Source organism: Bhargavaea ginsengi, from assembly GCF_900109165.1.
Lineage (GTDB): Bacteria > Bacillota > Bacilli > Bacillales_A > Planococcaceae > Bhargavaea > Bhargavaea ginsengi.
In genome coordinates this window covers 44,717-59,582 of the sequence record NZ_FNZF01000002.1, presented here as the reverse complement: position 1 = coordinate 59,582, position 14,866 = coordinate 44,717, and the positions used below count along the sequence as shown (strand labels likewise).

The window sequence follows — 14,866 nt, the reverse complement described above, 5'->3', positions numbered from 1 at the left end:
ATTCCCCCTTATTCCCCGGTAATCGCCTTGTCAGGACTGTACAATGACGGATCGATCGAAAGCGGCTCACCAGTCACCATCTTGGCGAGTTGGACGCCCAGATAGGGACCTACGGTAAGCCCCGAAGAACCAAGGCCATTCGCAAAGTACAGCCCATCGATTCCGCCGAGCAGGCCGGCTACAGGCAGATTATCCGCAGTGAACGGCCGGTAACCCACATTCACTTCCTCAAACACCGCTTCTTTTAGTGCAGGTGCTGTGACAAACGCCTTATCAAGCATTTCATGGATCGCCCCGGCAGTCGGCGTTGTCTCAAACTCATGCTCGTCCTCGTGGGTTGTTCCGACAATGACCTTCCCCCCATCGGTAGGCACGATATAGTGCCTGCGTGGCGGCATGATGACCGGCCACTCCCCGGTCGGTTCGCCTTCCAGGCGGAGGTGCAGGATTTGGGCTTTCTGTGCGTGGACATCCAAGTTAACCCCTAGCGGTGCTACCGCCTCCCGTGCCCATGCGCCCGCTGTAACGAGCACAGCATCCGCAGTCACCAATTTATCGCCGACCAGGGCACCATTTACCTTACCTTCTGCGGCCGAAACTGTTGCCGAACCGCTAAGCAGCTCCGCTCCGTGCTTTTGTGCCGCAGACAGCATGGCATCTCGAAGCTGACCGCCGTTTACCCGTGCTGCACCGCTGATCCAGACCGAAGCAAATCCCTCGCCCAGCATCGGGACGAATTTTCGGGTCTCTTCTTCGCTGAGTCTGCGGATCTCCCCGATTTCCGGGGCTTCTTCCCGACGCAGTAACGCGCGTTCTTCCGCGAGGTCGAGCACTGCAGAATCCGGATGGACACTGATTGCCCCGACACGGCGATAGCCGGTATCTTCCTCACCATCCTGCTCCAAAGAGGCGATAAGTTCCGGATAATAGGCAGCTCCGCCTTTGGCTAGCGCATACCATGCCTTGTTTCTCCGCTGTGACAGCCATGGACAGATGATGCCTGCCGCGGCTCCGGTCGCCTGGCCGGGCTCATGGCGGTCAATGACCGTCACCCGCAGGCCGGACTTTGCAAGATGGTAGGCGGCGGATGCTCCCAGGATTCCTCCGCCGATAATAATGACATGTTTCATTAGACTGACACCTGATTTCTGTTTGGATTCCTCTCCTATTGTATCCGAATGGCAGACACAGGCAAGCCGTCCAACCCCCGGCTCCGCTTTCCATGAAACATTTCGGGTATATAGGACGTATACAGGAACAGACAAACCGTACGGGGAGGATGCTTATGGAATCAAGACAATGGCTCGAACAGGAACTGGAGCAGATTCATAAATGGGAGCGTTCCCAGGGAAAGGTGAGGATTTGGGACCGGATCGGACGGATCCCCTTCGCCCTGCTGGACAAAGTGACTCCGGACTTTATCCAGGACAAGCTCGGAAAAGCCCTGGATGAGCTTGGGAAGTTTGTCCAGACAGGGGGCGGCTACTTAAGCTCTGAAAAAGCGGTTGCCAACTACTTCAATAACAAGCAGGTCCGTACAATCGACGATGCGGCGATGATGCCGGTCTCAGCAATGGATGAAGCCGCGGACCGCGTCGCCGGCACAAGAACGAACATCGCGACCGTACAGGGGGCATCCACCGGATTCGGCGGCATCTTCACCCTTTCCCTGGATATTCCGGTCCTTCTCGGATTACAGCTCAAGACTCTCCAGGACATTGCCATGTGCTACGGCTTCAACCCCGCTGATCCCAAGGAACGGCTCTTTATCGTCAAAGTCATGCAGTTCACCACTTCAGACAATCACGGCAGGGATGCCATCCTTAAGCAGATGGGCAGCCTGGACGCAGGAAGTGAGAAAGCCAGGAGGGAGATGGTTTCGGAACTCAAGGGATGGCGGGAAGTCGTCATGTCTTTCCGGGACCGCTGGGGGATGAAGAAGATGTTTCAGCTGATACCTGTGGCAGGACTCGTATTCGGTGCCATTACCAACCGGAGCACGATTTCCGAACTTGCCGAAACCGGTGCCATCCTTTATCGGAAACGAAGAATCCAGGAACGGTTGGCATCACTGGAGCGGGATTCTCAACCAGCAGGGCTATAAGCGGTAGGCTTCTGTCATCGCCCTGCCTGCAGGTTTTCTGGTAAACTATCGTCTTTCCTTGACCTTAAAGCTGAAAACGGGGCTGTCCGAAAAGTGTATTTCCAACATAAAAAGCAAACAGCAGTGGCTCTGGTCGCTTTCCGCGGGCGTTGTCTCAGCCGGCGCCAGTACGCGACTGGCGTCTGTGCGCATCGCGAAGCGTTGCGCAACATCCGGGGTCTTCGGCTAACGCTATTCCCGCAGGACAGAAAAACTCCTCGAATCCGCCTCGCACGAAGGAAATGCGAAGCATTTTCGAGGAGTCTCCCGACGCCACTGCTGCTTGCCATAGATACAAGAATTTAATTACTTTACTTAATGGACAGCCCCGTTTCTTCGTCTTGGATGGGCGGTGCTATGCGGCAACCGCAGCATTAAATATGGGAGCAGAAAACGTGTGTGAGTGACGGTTTCGTCATTCCCGTGTTCAATTTCGTCATTCATGCATTCAGTTTCACCATTCATGACTATAAACTCGTCATTCGTCCGGAAAAACTACCTGAATGACGAGATTAAAGAGACGATTGACGAAATCTACAATAGAGACGCAGCCGGATGCCACAAGAAAACGAGCCGTCACTCAAAAAATGAGTGACGGCTCTTGCTGTCCGACTTAGTCAAATTCCCGCGGGACAGTCCGGCATTTTCATATGCTTCAGGAGGCGAGCCCGTTAAGGAAGGACTCGATTTCCTCTTTTGTCTTGCGATCCTTGCTGACGAAGCGGCCGGTTTCTTCCCCTTCGCTGAATGCCACGAAACTAGGGATACCGTAGACGTCCAGTTCACCGCACAAGTCAATGAACTCGTCGCGGTCCACCGAAACAAATGTATACTCGGGGTAATCCGCCTCGATCATCGGCAGGAACGGATCGACAAAGCGGCAATCCGGGCACCAGCCGGCGGTGAACATGAACACCACGCGTTCTTCCTTCTTCAGTTCATTAAACTGCTCAACTGATTTCAACTCTTCCATCAAGATTCCCCCTTTTGCATCACTCGGCGATTGTAACGTCGGCCACCTGGAAGAAGCCGTTGCTGTCGATGATGACTTTATAGTCCCGATTTACCTGGGTTTCGGTCACCGTACCGTCAGCTGCGGTCGTCTTTTCTGTTTCGGCCGAATGCACGATTGCATGGTCATCCATGATCTCCACAGATGTGACGTCCTGACCGGCCAGCTCATACTTGACTCCGCTGCCGGCCAGGCCATTCGCCTCTTGTGTCAGTTTATCATAGGCAGGGCTTCCTGGCTGGACAAGATCGGCAACCCAGAAGAAATCGCCGGCATCTTTCATAAGCGTCTGGAAATGTCCGAAACTGAGAATGAAGTTCTCAAGTGCTATTTCGTTGAAGGTGTCACCTTCCCAGCCGCCTTCGAACTGGTCATCTTCTGGAGATGCGGCACCACCTTCAAACTCATCGTACGTACCGAAAACGCCTGCAACCTGTTCCGGTGACATGGGGCTTGCTGCCCACTGATCAAGCAGTCCCGTCATGCTGTAAAGTGGAATAGCGAAGCCCACGAGGCTGTTGTCCTGCATGACGAGGGAGTTGATGCCGACAACCTTTCCTGTCTTGGCATCAATCAGCGGTCCCCCGCTGTTCCCGCGTTCGATCTTTGCGTTGAACTGATAAATATTTTCATAGATAAAGCCCAGTTCAAGGTTTTGGTCATGGGCGGTCAGTGTACCCGTAGTGACTGTATTGGAAAGACCATGCGGGCTCCCGATGGCAATGACTTCCGCACCGATTGGCGTCACGCCGCTTTCCACCGGGAATGGTTCGATGCCGGCAAAGTCATCGACCTTGATCAGTGCAACGTCAGAGCGGTCCGAAATGCCGATTACACGCCCCTGGGATTCCTTCCCGTCACTGTTACGGACGGTGACATCCGTATGACCGCTGACGACGTGGGCATTCGTCGCAATCAGTCCGCCGTTTTTATAGAGAAAACCGGATCCGATATTTTCATCAGTCAAGATCGTGAAAACCTTTGGAAGTGATTCCTTAATGATCTGCTGGGCATCCCGTCCCTGGCCTGCAATTTTTTCGGGAAGGATAATGGCTTCCTGGGCAACTGCATTGTCTTCCTGAATCGCCCGTTCGACTGTACCTTCACTGACAGCAGGCTCTTCTTCGGCTGGCGCCTCGGTTTCAGTAACTTCTCCCTCGGCTTCTTCCTTTTCATCCTGAATCTCTTCTGCCTCTTCAGTCTCCGGCATGATCTCTTCCTCCGGAGCAATCGGCTCGTTGGCAGCTTCCTCATCTCCAAGAAACTGCAGTGCCGCGAATGTTCCGCCTGTCAGGATAAACAGCGTTGCGACGGTGCCTACAATCAGACCTTTTTTCTTCTTTTTACGCTTACCCCTGGTCAGCCTTTTGCCGCACTCAGGGCAGGTTCCTTCATACTGTTCCAATTCATGTCCGCAGTTCGGGCATTTCATCATTCGTTCACTCCGTCCGCTGATCGATATGTAACCATCTGTATATATGATTTACTCCTTATGTGTACGAGAATTAAGCCTCATTCTATCATGACACATGGGAGGAATACACGAAAAAAATGCAATTCCTAATTCTCGCCGATATGTTGTGCCTCCGATATAATGGACACAGATAATGGGGGGATATTCATGTGCCTAGTCTTATTTAATCAAGGCGAGCACCCGGTCTATCCGTTGATCGTAGCGGCGAACCGGGATGAATTCTACGATCGGCCGGCAGCCCCGGCCCATGTATGGGAACGACCCAAAGGCCTGGTGGCCGGCAAGGATCTGACCGGTGGAGGAACTTGGCTGGGACTGACACAATCCGGCCGTTTTGCCGCTTTGACTAATGTCAGGAGGCCGGATGTTCCACCTCCCCCTGATGCGCGGTCCAGAGGCGGCATCGTTACGGACCTCCTGGATGATTCGATCTCAATGGAAGAAACTATGAAACAGCTCTCCAGCCGGCAGGACCGATATGACCTCTACAATGTCATCGCAGGAACGCCCGGCCGTCTAATGTATCAGACGAACCAGTCACCGGGAAGTTTCAGGGAGATTCAATCTGGTACACATGGCCTCAGCAACGCCATGCTGGATACGCCATGGCCGAAGGTCCAAAAAGGGATCGAAGAGCTGTCCCGACTTGCAGATGATGTCTGCCCGATCGATCCGGATGTGCTCTTTGAAATCCTGAGTGATGCGGAACCCTTCCCGGATAACCGACTTCCTGACACAGGAGTCGGACCGGATCTCGAGCGTTCCCTTTCACCGCTGTTTATCCGAATGACCGGGTATGGGACACGCTGTCAGACGGTGATTCTTATTGACCGCGAAGGTCGTGCCGCATTCATTGAACGAACTTTTGCGGACGGAATATTCATAGGCGAAGAACGCGTTACTTTCCAGATCATCGGGCAAAGCTGATTCGAATACCCAGAAAACCGGCGGGCCAGTTAAAGGCCTGCCGGTTTTCTTACATCATAATCCCGAGAAGAATTGCGATAATGATGCCCGCGAGTGCGATCCACAACGCCGCCCATTGCGGCTTGTCCGTATCATAAGGGTACGGACGGCTATCGGGATAATGCTTGGCCAATACGGATCCCCTCCTGTCTGCCTGTCTTGTACGTCTGTTTTTATGATTCCCTTGGCGTACTCAGTCGAAACGGCGTTACAGAAGGTTTTCAGGAATTACTGTGCCGTGTAGCCGCCATCCAGGACAACCGCCTGGCCGGTCATTCCTTTGGCGTCTTCACTTGCGATGTATTTTGCCAGTGAAACGATTTCGCCGATTTCGATTAAGCGTTTCTGAGGGATCAAAGGATAAAGCACTTCTCCTAATACCTCTTCCACCGAAACGCCCCTTGTCTTCGCTAGATCTCTCATCTGGTTTCTGACCAGTTCCGTATCTATGTAACCCGGGCAGATCGCATTGACTGTGATTCCGTCTTCAGCTGTTTCCAGGGCGGTAACCTTTGTCAGTCCGATCGCTCCATGCTTGGCTGAGTTGTAGGCCGCCTTGCCGGCAAATCCGATCAGACCGTTGATGGATGACATGTTGATGATGCGGCCCCATCCTTGTTTCCTCATATGCGGAAGAACGTGCTTGGTCGCCATGAACGGGCCTGTCAGCATAATGTCGACCAGCAGACGGAACTTTTCCGTCGGGAACTCTTCCAGATCCGCAACATGCTGCATGCCGGCATTATTGATCAGGATATCGATCCTGCCAAACCGTTCCACCGCGAAGTCTATGGTCCGGATTATATCCTCTTCGTTGGTAACGTCACACGCGATGCCTTCAACCTCCCCGCTAAACGATGCCGCGGCAGCCTTGACGCCTTCTTCGTTCATGTCAGAAAGGACCACTTTGGCACCTGCTTCCGAGAAGCCCTTTGCAATCTCATATCCGATTCCCCGTGCAGCTCCCGTGATCAGCAATACCTTGCCTTCCATTTCATTTTCCCCCTTATCTGCTGACTGTCTTTATAAATTGATCAAACCGTTCCCGGTCATCCAGCCGCCTGTTACAGGCCATGCTGTCCGTGCATATATAGTTGCCCCGCTTTGTGTACGTCTCGCCTCCCGCATGGCGGGTTTCTGTCAGAAACAGCCCCGTCTCGTCGATGCCGTTGCAGATTGAACAGACCCCTTTTTTGCCGGATGGACGGAACTGCCCATATAAGCCCGTCAGGCCGTCTCCTTCTTCGAACACGAAATATTTCCTGTTCGTGCCGGGGTCATTCCAACCGAGATAGGTCAGCTCCTTGCGCACAGCTTCTGCAAACTTAGGCATGCGGAGATTTTTCACCTTCGGAAAAAGCTTTTTGATGTCCTTGTCCGTCACTTCAACCATCGGCCTGACATACAAAAGCAGCCGTTCCCGGAACTCCTCATAGTCTTCCCTGTTTCTGATGCTGTCCATCAAACGTATTGTGCGCTTTAATTCATCCGAAACGACTTCTGTCAGCCTCTCGGAGCGCTCGATCGCCATCAGGACAACTGCTGCAAGTACATCCTCATCAGCCGAATTGGTGTGACCGTTCATCACATTCCGTGCCTGGCGGAGGATGAAATGGTATTGAGAGCTTGTCAAAGATTGCATGGCCTGCACCCCTTTCTATATGAAAAGTGTACACATTATCAAGAGTTTTGTCCGGTCAGATGGCTGTCCAACCACCATCGACCTTAATCGTGTCACCCGTCACGAATGAGGACATTCCCGAAGCGAGGAAAAGCACCGCTCCGTTGACATCTTCAGGTTTTGAAGGGTGGCCGAACAGGATCCGGCTCCGGATTTCTTCCATAAAAGCAGGGTCTTCCATCATACCGCTCGTCATCTCTGTTTCGACGAACGTCGGTGCGACCGCATTGACATTGATTCGGTGTGAAGCCCATTCGACCGCAAGTGCTTTTGTAAGCTGGACAAGCCCGCCTTTGCTCGAGCAGTAAGCAGCACGGTTGTAGTAGCCGACAAACGCCATCTGTGAGGCGATATTGATGATCTTCCCGCCGCCCTGCCGCTCCATGTGCCTGCCTGCCGCCTGACACATGAAGAATGCCGACTTCAGATTCAGGTCAAGCACCGTATCCCAATCCTTCTCGGTCACTTCAAACGCAGGTTTTGCAATGTTGATCCCTGCGTTGTTTACCAGCACATCGATGGAGCCGTACCGTTCGGCCGTCATATCGGCCACCCGCCGCGTCTCCTGGATATCTGACAGATCCGCCTGTATAGCACTGCTTTCAGGGCTTTTTCCCACCAGTTCAAGGCGTGTCGCTTCCAAAGCTTCGAGATTCCTTCCGACAATCGTGACTTTCGCGCCAAGGTCGGCAAATGCCAGCGCAATCGATTTTCCGATTCCTTTACTGCCGCCTGTCACGAGGACTGACATACCTTCCAAATCACCAAAATGATTGTTCAACTTCCTCATCCTTTCCGTTCATCATCTTTTAGGAAGCGGATCAGCATGTTTTCACGCTCTGCTGCGATTTCTTCACTGTGGTTGCCGCTCCAATCGTAGAAGCCTTCACCGGACTTTACGCCGAGCTTCCCCGAACCGGCAAGTGAATCCAATGTTTTTCCGGAAGCCTCCAACGTGCTCAGGTCGCTGAACAAGTAATCCGAGATGGACTTGAATACATCCAACCCTCCGAAATCCGCGGACATGAGCGGTCCGGTTACCGGGAGACGCCTGCCGATGCTGTATGTTACGGCAGCGTCGATGTCTTCCTTTTCAGCTACGCCTGCGTCAAGCAAAGCCTGCGCTTCCCTGAACAGGGCATATTGCAGACGATTCCCGATGAACCCCTGTATCTCCTGCTTCACGACAATCGGTTTCTTCTGCATGGCATTCATCAGTTCCATGGCACGCTCTATTGTGGCATCGGATGTTTGCTTACCGCCCACCACTTCCACCAAAGGAACAAGATGAGCCGGATTCCAGAAGTGGGTCACGACAAACCGCCCAGGATGGCGCAGGCCGGAAGCCAGGTCAGTAGGCTGGAGGCCTGAGGTGTTGCTCGCAATGATCGCTTCCTGCCCGATCAGTTCTTCCAGGCGGCTATAGAACTGTTGCTTCAGCTCCAGGTTTTCCGGGATGGCTTCGATGACAAATGTCGCCCCGTCCACAACTGTTTCCAGTTGATCTGAAATGTCAATCTTATCCTGGATGGCTGACGCTTCCACCATACTGAACAGACCATTATCAGACATGTTGCGGAGTTTCTGGACAATTCCCTGTTCAGCTCTTCTGATGTCTTCTTCGTTAGTTGCATACATCCTGACGTCCATACCGTGCCATGATGCATTCAGCGCAATGGAGTGTCCCATCGTACCGCTGCCGATCACTGCCAATTTTTCCATATTCCCATCCCTTTCCATTCATTATTTCGCAAATAAAACCCGGCAGCATGGGATGCTGCCGGGGATACATCAGATACCCAGTCCAAGGGAGAACAGGATGACGGCAAGGGCTGCACCTACGAGCGGTACGATAACCGTCATGGCGCCCATGGCCGGATAAGCATCCTTATGGGTCTCGCCGGCAATGGACCGGATGGTCGTGACTGTATAACCGCCGTGCGGCAGGGAGTCAAGCGATCCGGAGGAAATGGCGACAGTACGGTGAAGGGCTTCCGCATTCACGCCCATGTCCAGATAATGCGGCGCAAGGAGCGGCAACGCGATGGCCTGTCCGCCCGAAGAGGAACCGGTCAGACCGGCGATAATGCCGACCGCGACCGCTCCGCCAATCAGCGGGCTTCCCGGTATGCTTGTAATCGCATCTACCGCAGTTGCAAAGGCCGGTGTCGTTTTGACCACGCCGCCGAACCCGACGACCGCGGCAGTATTAGCAATGGCGACGATCGCGCCGAGTGTCCCCTCGGAAACCGCGTTCCCGAAGTTCCTGAAATACCTGCGGTTAAAAAGGTAAGTGGCGATCACCCCGCCCGAAAGCGCAATGATCAGAGCGGAAGTACCCAGGGAGTCGTGGAACCCAAAGGAGACGAACAGTACAACGAGCAGCGGAATCAGGCTGAGGAACGGGTGTGGAAGCTCGTCCCGATCTTCCCTGTGATCCGACTCTCTCTCGATGAAATGCTCACCATTGGAAACGGCTTTTCGGATCATCTTCCGGAGCCACCAATAACCGAAGACCATCATGAACACAGCGACAATCAGACTCACTTCCCATCCAGCAAGTGGCGATGTGCCAAGAAACTCGATCGGAATCCAGTTCTGGATTTCCGGAGAACCCGCCGATGTCATCGTGAACGTTGTCGAACCGAAAGCAAGTGCTGCCGGAATGAACCTGCGTGGCAGATCTGCTTCTTTAAAGAGGCTGACTGCCATCGGGTACACTGAGAAGGCAACGACGAAGAGGCTGACACCGCCGTAAGTCAGGACCGCACAGGCCGCGACTACCGCAAGTACGGCCTGTTTCATCCCAAGCTTATCGACGATCCATTTGGATACCGCATCCGCAGCACCGCTGTCTTCCATGACTTTACCGAAGATGGCACCTGCCAGGAACATCAGGTACCAGGACATGATGAACCCTGAGAATCCTTCCATATAACCCGTCAGGAAGTTGGCTGCCCCTTTTTCCGCAAGTTGCGGGAAGAGAGGCAGTCCGTTCATCAGAGCAACAAACAGCGCCGATAGCGGCGCAACAATCAGCAGATTCATCCCGCGCATCGTCAACCAGATGAGCAGAACCAGGCCCCCGATCATACCTATCATTCCGAGCATGAACAAATCCCCCTAATTATGTACTCCGGCCGCCGGGTCTGATGACCCGGGGCCGGATAAATGTGATTTTAGTTTTTCTTCTGGTCGCCATATCTGCGGACCCTGAGCAATGCCTGCTCTGCATGTCCGGCAAAGTTTTCAAGCTGGCAGAGACGTGCTGCGTATTCGCCGATATAGGCACTGGCTTCAGGCTTAACCTTCTGGTAAGTGACCGTTTTGATGAACTTGCCGACCCACAGACCGCCGGTGTAGCGCGCAGCTCCTTTTGTCGGGAGCGTATGGTTGGTTCCGATTACCTTGTCCCCGTAGGCGACGTTCGTTTCAGGCCCGAGGAACAGGCAGCCGTAGTTGGTCATGTTCTCCAGGAAGTAATCAGGATTCTCAGTGAGGATCTCGACGTGTTCATAGGCCATTTCATCCGCCACTTCCCGTGCCTCCTCGATCGAATCGACGACAATCACCTGACCATAATCGTCCCAGGAAACACGTGCCACATCAGCAGTCGGCAATACTTTCAGCTGGCGTTCGATCTCTTCCAGCGTCTCATATGCAAGCTTCTCGCTTGTCGTCACGAGTGCACCAGGAGAAGTCGGACCGTGCTCACCCTGTCCCAGAAGGTCGGTTGCAATGATTTCCGCATCCGACGTTTCATCAGCAACGACCAATGTTTCAGTCGGGCCGGCGAACAGGTCGATGCCAACACGGCCATACAGTTGACGCTTCGCTTCCGCAACAAACGCATTGCCCGGCCCTACAATCATATCGACAGATTCAATGGTTTCTGTGCCGATCGCCATTGCGCCCATAGCCTGTATGCCGCCAAGAAGGTAGATTTCATCCGCACCTGCAAGATGCATCGCCGCAACTGTCGCTTCAGGAATCTCTCCGTTGATCGGAGGCGTGCACGCGATCACTCGCTTAACACCTGCCACCTTGGCTGTCAAAACGCTCATATGTGCAGAAGCGACCATCGGGTACCGGCCACCCGGGATATAACATCCGACACTGTTCACCGGAATATTTTTATGGCCGAGGATGACACCCGGAATATTCTCGACTTCCACATCGCTCAGCGAAGCGAGCTGTGCTTCAGCGAATTCACGAATATTCTTTTGCGCAAACTTGATGTCTTCGATCACTTGTTCCGGCACACGGCCGACAATCTCAGAAATCTGCTCTTCGCTCAGGCGGAACGATTTCGGCTCCCACTTATCGAATCGAGCGGACATTTCACGTACTGCTGCATCGCCTTTTTCTTCAATATCGGAAAGTGCCGCAGCTACCGTTTCTGAAACTTTCGCGTCACTTTGTTTAACTTCTTCTGAGGATTTACCTTGCTTGATGAATTTCATTTTGGTTGGACCCCTTTCAAGATCTAGGAATTTGCATACGTATGCAATTTTGAATGAATACGTATGCAAAAACGCTTACAAAAGGTACATTACTTAAAATTGTCGAAACAGTCAAGACTGTTTTTTATGTAGTGCCGCGCAATCTCATCTCACCAGTAAGATAATGCACTTCCCCCTCCGCGTGGCTCTGCTCGGGATCGAGAAGCAATTCAATGGAGAGTGCCACCATCCGGTCCACCGGATGCGCATATGTAGAGAGATTGTAAGAGGACCAGGAAGACATTTCGATATCATCAAATCCGACGAGCTTGACCTGTTCCGGAACACGGACTCCCCGGTCACGGAACGCATCATAAATCCCATAAGCCATTAAATCCGTCACGGCAAACACCGCATCCGTGAGGCGGCCGGACTCGATCATTTCGGCACCATTCCGGTACCCGGTGCCATAAGTAAAATCACCCGGCAATACTTGGCACCCAAATCCATGATTCTCCAGCTCTTCGGTAAACCCTTTCAGGCGCTCGATATGCGTGGAGGCTCCTTCACGGCCTCCTACGTATGTGAATGATTTACACCCTCGGGCGATAAGGAGACGGGCGATTTCCCTGGCTGCCGATTCGTTTTCACAGCTGACCGAGTGGAGTCCGGTACCCGGAACGACACGGTTAAATAGCACGGCCGGTATCCGGAAACGCCGGAGCATCTCGGCTGTCTGAAAAGAAGCAGTCGCGTCCATGATGACCACTCCAGCAACGTGGTAAGACAGCAGGGCATCTATATCCTGCATCTGCAGTTCGACATCATCCGTATCAATCAGGAGTACGCTATACCCCAGCTTCTTCAGTTCAGAAGTGAACTTCTTCACTGCGTGCGGATAATAAGGGTTGGAAACGCCTTTCATGACAAGGCCGATCAGACTGGATTTTCTCTTGATCAGGCTTCGGGCATACTCGTTCGGCCGATAACCGAGCTGTTCGGCGGCTTTCAGGACTTTTTCCCGGGTTTTCTCAGATACACTCGCTCCCTTTGTAAAGACACGGGAAACCGAGGATTGTGAAACCCCCGCCAATTTCGCGACCTCGTGTGCAGTAACTTGGTTTTCCACCGCATTCACCTCCTCTTATTTCCGGATTATACATTGAAGGGAAAAAGAAGAAAAGTCGACGCCTGTTCCGCTGCTTTCTAACCTAGTCGAGTATGCATGGAGACTGGCTGCTCAAGATCAGAGGCGATCAAGTGAAATCAATAAATGCCCCACTCCAATTTAGGAGTGAAGGCATTTATTCGGATCAGGAGTTTGTTAAAGTGTTGTAATTCATCGAATCGACTGTTCGAAGAACGCTTCTTTTGGAACTGTAGTTTCTTTGCGTTTTTTATCTTTCGGATTCTGGTTATCGAAACGGGCCCTGTCGTATACGGCAGCTGCCACGATTTCAGCAACATCCAAAAGTTTCTCCTTGCTGATCTTGTCGAGCGTATCCTGTGGCGTATGATACCAAGGCTCCAGTGGGCTGTGGATAAAGAGAGCCGCAGGGATGCCTGCCTGGTGGAACGGTACATGGTCACTCGAACCGCTTCTTCCGCGTGTTGTCGGCTCCCCGTTCAGCTTTGCGCTCGCCTTCTGGGTCAGCTCCGTCACAAGATTCGGTTCCCCGTCCACGGAAGCCACGATCAGATCACCTGCATCTCGGCTTCCGACCATATCCAGGTTAAAGTTTGCGATGATCCGGTCCTTTTCCGTATCGGAAAGCTCGCTGACATAATGGTGAGAGCCGATCAGGCCCAGTTCTTCCGCTCCGAAAGAAGCAAAACGGATTTCAGTGTCTGACGGCAGATTCTTCATCGCACGTGCAAGTTCCAGTGTCACTGCAGTACCCGAAGCATTATCATTTGCACCAGGCGCTCCCGGAACAGAGTCCATATGGGATCCGATTACGATTACTTCACCTGTGTCCTTTTTCTTGTTTGTCGGATGCTTCGTGGCAATCACGTTGTGGGAAGTATGCTCTCCTGTTTCAGCTCCTTCCACCAAGATCCGTGCCTCTGCACCCGGATTTCCGTTCATATGCTGGAGGAGGGACTGCCCCTGTTCCTGAGAAAGCGAGACGGCCGGCACAAATCGGTCATCGTGGCCCCCGAGGGTTCCGTTCAAAGCGCCCGGACCGTTATTGTAGATGACTACTCCGGCTGCACCCGCGTCGGCGGCATTTACAATTTTCTCAGCAAAGCTGAATTCGCCACGCTGGACAACTGCAATCTTTCCTTCCGCATCGATTCCTTCAAAATCCGCCGGTGAGCCGATTCCCGCATCGACAAGACCGGCTGTCACATCACCGGAAATGCCATAAGTGAAATTACCCGGGTTCAGCTCACCTTCATGACCAGGCACATCGAGTTCAATACGGGTCGGTTCCGTATAGCCGACATAAGTGAATGGCTGGACTTCGACATCATAACCGTAAGACTTGAACTCATCACGGAGGTAATCAACAGCCCGGTTCTCCACATCTGTACCTGCCACCCGAGGAGCTTCTGAAAGCGTAGCAATGTGGTTGTAGATCCGGTCCACATCGATTTTTCGTATCGCTTTCTGGTCAAACTGATTAAGCGCTTCCTGGTATCCTGATTCAATCGGTTGTGCAATGACAGCTGTCGGCGCAGCGACGCCTGCCGCCAGCATGGCGGCCAGTGTGAGTGCAATCGTCTTGTTTTTCATATACTTCCTCCCCATTTAAAATATTCAGACATATAAATCATAGCAAGCTTGAATCTATTTGGAATCCGGAGAAAGTTATGGTTCATTTGTCTTGAATTCCAGCCTTCCAGTCCGACTTGGATGGGCAGTAAAGCCCGGTCATCACTCAAGTGGGCCCTATCAGAAAAAATCATTTAAAAAGGGTTGCGGACCTTTTTCTCGAATGATATAATTTCATTTGTCATCAAATCATGGAGATGTACCCAAGAGGCTGAAGGGGACTGACTCGAAATCAGTTAGGGCGTTCACGCGCCGCGGGGGTTCAAATCCTCTCATCTCCGCTACCGGCACCGGTTTTCCGTTTGGAAATCCGGTGCTTTTTTGTATAGTCTGATACGGATTCCACACCCTATACCGATCATGATTTTT

General features: G+C 52.7%; 14 protein-coding genes and 1 tRNA gene. 3 read left to right on the top strand and 12 right to left on the bottom strand.

What is annotated here, in order from left to right:
• Nucleotides 1-8: 8 nt before the first annotated feature.
• Nucleotides 9-1,130, bottom strand: a complete 1,122-nt coding sequence (locus BMX91_RS05495; RefSeq protein WP_092050928.1) for an NAD(P)/FAD-dependent oxidoreductase — start codon at nt 1,128-1,130, stop codon at nt 9-11.
• Nucleotides 1,131-1,279: 149 nt separating this feature from the next.
• On the opposite strand from BMX91_RS05495, the gene BMX91_RS05490 reads away from it, so the two are divergent.
• Nucleotides 1,280-2,104, top strand: a complete 825-nt coding sequence (locus tag BMX91_RS05490) for an EcsC family protein (protein ID WP_177168290.1) — start codon at nt 1,280-1,282, stop codon at nt 2,102-2,104.
• Between the two features lie 694 nt (nt 2,105-2,798).
• Here BMX91_RS05490 and BMX91_RS05485 read toward each other — a convergent pair.
• The gene (locus tag BMX91_RS05485) at nt 2,799-3,116 is read right to left on the bottom strand and encodes a thioredoxin family protein (protein ID WP_092050923.1); all 318 of its coding nucleotides are present in this window, start codon (nt 3,114-3,116) and stop codon (nt 2,799-2,801) included.
• A 19-nt stretch (nt 3,117-3,135) separates the two neighbouring features.
• Nucleotides 3,136-4,587, bottom strand: coding sequence for a trypsin-like peptidase domain-containing protein (locus BMX91_RS05480; protein ID WP_177168289.1), 1,452 nt, complete (start codon nt 4,585-4,587; stop codon nt 3,136-3,138).
• A gap of 189 nt (nt 4,588-4,776) precedes the next feature.
• On the opposite strand from BMX91_RS05480, the gene BMX91_RS05475 reads away from it, so the two are divergent.
• Nucleotides 4,777-5,556 carry an NRDE family protein gene (locus BMX91_RS05475; RefSeq protein WP_092050917.1) on the top strand — a complete coding sequence of 260 codons (780 nt, stop codon included), beginning with the start codon at nt 4,777-4,779 and terminating at the stop codon, nt 5,554-5,556.
• Between the two features lie 49 nt (nt 5,557-5,605).
• Here BMX91_RS05475 and BMX91_RS15960 read toward each other — a convergent pair whose 3' ends face one another.
• The 9 genes from BMX91_RS15960 to BMX91_RS05435 all read right to left on the bottom strand — a co-directional run bounded on the left by BMX91_RS15960 (nt 5,606) and on the right by BMX91_RS05435 (nt 14,458).
• A complete protein-coding gene (locus BMX91_RS15960; protein ID WP_281242808.1) occupies nt 5,606-5,728 on the bottom strand; it encodes a hypothetical protein in 123 nt (40 codons plus the stop codon).
• A 95-nt stretch (nt 5,729-5,823) separates the two neighbouring features.
• Nucleotides 5,824-6,588 (bottom strand): 3-hydroxybutyrate dehydrogenase, encoded by a 765-nt coding sequence (locus tag BMX91_RS05470; RefSeq protein WP_092050915.1) that lies wholly within the window; start codon nt 6,586-6,588, stop codon nt 5,824-5,826.
• Nucleotides 6,589-6,601: 13 nt separating this feature from the next.
• Nucleotides 6,602-7,237 (bottom strand): FusB/FusC family EF-G-binding protein, encoded by a 636-nt coding sequence (locus BMX91_RS05465; protein WP_092050912.1) that lies wholly within the window; start codon nt 7,235-7,237, stop codon nt 6,602-6,604.
• 55 nt (nt 7,238-7,292) lie between these two features.
• Nucleotides 7,293-8,066: an SDR family NAD(P)-dependent oxidoreductase gene (locus BMX91_RS05460; RefSeq protein ID WP_092050909.1), complete on the bottom strand. Its 774-nt coding sequence runs from the start codon at nt 8,064-8,066 to the stop codon at nt 7,293-7,295.
• Entirely contained in the window at nt 8,063-8,998 is a 936-nt protein-coding gene (locus tag BMX91_RS05455) for a 3-hydroxyacyl-CoA dehydrogenase family protein (RefSeq protein ID WP_092050906.1), read from the bottom strand. The genes BMX91_RS05460 and BMX91_RS05455 overlap by 4 nt, the downstream gene beginning before the upstream one ends.
• Nucleotides 8,999-9,067: 69 nt before the next feature.
• A complete protein-coding gene (locus tag BMX91_RS05450) occupies nt 9,068-10,387 on the bottom strand; it encodes a GntP family permease (protein ID WP_177168288.1) in 1,320 nt (439 codons plus the stop codon).
• Between the two features lie 68 nt (nt 10,388-10,455).
• Nucleotides 10,456-11,739, bottom strand: a complete 1,284-nt coding sequence (hisD, locus tag BMX91_RS05445; RefSeq protein WP_092050904.1) for a histidinol dehydrogenase — start codon at nt 11,737-11,739, stop codon at nt 10,456-10,458.
• A gap of 124 nt (nt 11,740-11,863) precedes the next feature.
• Nucleotides 11,864-12,847: a LacI family DNA-binding transcriptional regulator gene (locus tag BMX91_RS05440; protein WP_177168287.1), complete on the bottom strand. Its 984-nt coding sequence runs from the start codon at nt 12,845-12,847 to the stop codon at nt 11,864-11,866.
• A 210-nt stretch (nt 12,848-13,057) separates the two neighbouring features.
• On the bottom strand, nt 13,058-14,458 hold the full coding sequence (locus BMX91_RS05435) for a M20/M25/M40 family metallo-hydrolase (RefSeq protein WP_092050898.1): 1,401 nt from the start codon (nt 14,456-14,458) through the stop codon (nt 13,058-13,060).
• Between the two features lie 232 nt (nt 14,459-14,690).
• Here BMX91_RS05435 and BMX91_RS05430 point away from each other — a divergent pair.
• Nucleotides 14,691-14,778: transfer RNA gene (locus BMX91_RS05430), tRNA-Ser, on the top strand.
• Nucleotides 14,779-14,866: the final 88 nt, after the last annotated feature.

Excerpts from the sequence above, each read along its gene's own strand:
- BMX91_RS05450 (WP_177168288.1), bottom strand. The coding sequence starts at position 10,387 with ATGCTCGGAATGATAGGTATGATCGGGGGCCTGGTTCTGCTCATCTGG.
- BMX91_RS05485 (WP_092050923.1), bottom strand. The coding sequence starts at position 3,116 with ATGGAAGAGTTGAAATCAGTTGAGCAGTTTAATGAACTGAAGAAGGAA.
- BMX91_RS05455 (WP_092050906.1), bottom strand. The coding sequence starts at position 8,998 with ATGGAAAAATTGGCAGTGATCGGCAGCGGTACGATGGGACACTCCATT.
- hisD (WP_092050904.1), bottom strand. The coding sequence starts at position 11,739 with ATGAAATTCATCAAGCAAGGTAAATCCTCAGAAGAAGTTAAACAAAGT.
- BMX91_RS05460 (WP_092050909.1), bottom strand. The coding sequence starts at position 8,066 with ATGAGGAAGTTGAACAATCATTTTGGTGATTTGGAAGGTATGTCAGTC.
- BMX91_RS05435 (WP_092050898.1), bottom strand. The coding sequence starts at position 14,458 with ATGAAAAACAAGACGATTGCACTCACACTGGCCGCCATGCTGGCGGCA.
- BMX91_RS05480 (WP_177168289.1), bottom strand. The coding sequence starts at position 4,587 with ATGAAATGCCCGAACTGCGGACATGAATTGGAACAGTATGAAGGAACC.
- BMX91_RS05470 (WP_092050915.1), bottom strand. The coding sequence starts at position 6,588 with ATGGAAGGCAAGGTATTGCTGATCACGGGAGCTGCACGGGGAATCGGA.
- BMX91_RS05475 (WP_092050917.1), top strand. The coding sequence starts at position 4,777 with ATGTGCCTAGTCTTATTTAATCAAGGCGAGCACCCGGTCTATCCGTTG.
- BMX91_RS05465 (WP_092050912.1), bottom strand. The coding sequence starts at position 7,237 with ATGCAATCTTTGACAAGCTCTCAATACCATTTCATCCTCCGCCAGGCA.
- BMX91_RS05495 (WP_092050928.1), bottom strand. The coding sequence starts at position 1,130 with ATGAAACATGTCATTATTATCGGCGGAGGAATCCTGGGAGCATCCGCC.
- BMX91_RS05490 (WP_177168290.1), top strand. The coding sequence starts at position 1,280 with ATGCTTATGGAATCAAGACAATGGCTCGAACAGGAACTGGAGCAGATT.